2 protein-coding genes are annotated in these 572 nt (G+C 53.7%); both read right to left on the bottom strand.

Translation table 11 applies throughout. The features are described 5' to 3' along the window. Nucleotides 1-12 precede the first annotated feature (12 nt). Nucleotides 13-312, bottom strand: coding sequence for a BrnA antitoxin family protein (locus tag ACYVH8_RS12705; protein ID WP_460489183.1), 300 nt, complete (start codon nucleotides 310-312; stop codon nucleotides 13-15). Continuing rightward, entirely contained in the window at nucleotides 266-547 is a 282-nt protein-coding gene (locus tag ACYVH8_RS12710) for a BrnT family toxin (protein WP_460489184.1), read from the bottom strand. Before ACYVH8_RS12710 ends, ACYVH8_RS12705 begins: the two co-directional genes overlap by 47 nt. Nucleotides 548-572 lie beyond the last annotated feature (25 nt).

The raw sequence follows: 572 nt of genomic DNA on the forward strand, positions 1-572 counted from the left end.
CCCAACGCGCAGTCAAGCCGCGACGCGCTTACGCGTTGTCGCTCTTGGACGACCAGTTAAATTTCGCTCCACTTCCATGCGAAGCGCTGCATTGATCCGGGACTGGTAGCCAGCACCTTGCGCCTTGAAGAACTCCAAAATATCAGCATCCAAACGAACAGAGGTGAGCACCTTCGTGGGAGTGGCCTGCGGCCCACGCCCACGTTTAAGAACCGGAGCTCCCAACATGTCTTCAGTCCACGCTGGATTGTCCGGGTCGTTGACCTTAGCCGAGGTTTTCTTTGGCAACTTGGCGGTAGTAGCGAGCTTCATGTTTTTCTGCCTTTCGCAGCGATATCACGTGAGGCCCTTTCGGGCGCTCGGTGTAAACCATCACAACCACATCTGACTCAAGAAGACCGAAACAAACCAAGCGCGCTTCACCGTAGTCTTGCCGTTTGTCTTCGCGGGTCACTGTGAAGTGGTCCCAGATTGCATCGCATCCAACGAAGTCAAGCCCGTGATTCTTGATGTTCAGCTCGCGCTTTGGTTCGTCCCATGTGAGCATGTTTAATTGTATCTACAAAATACGG

The organism is Curvibacter fontanus (assembly GCF_054780335.1).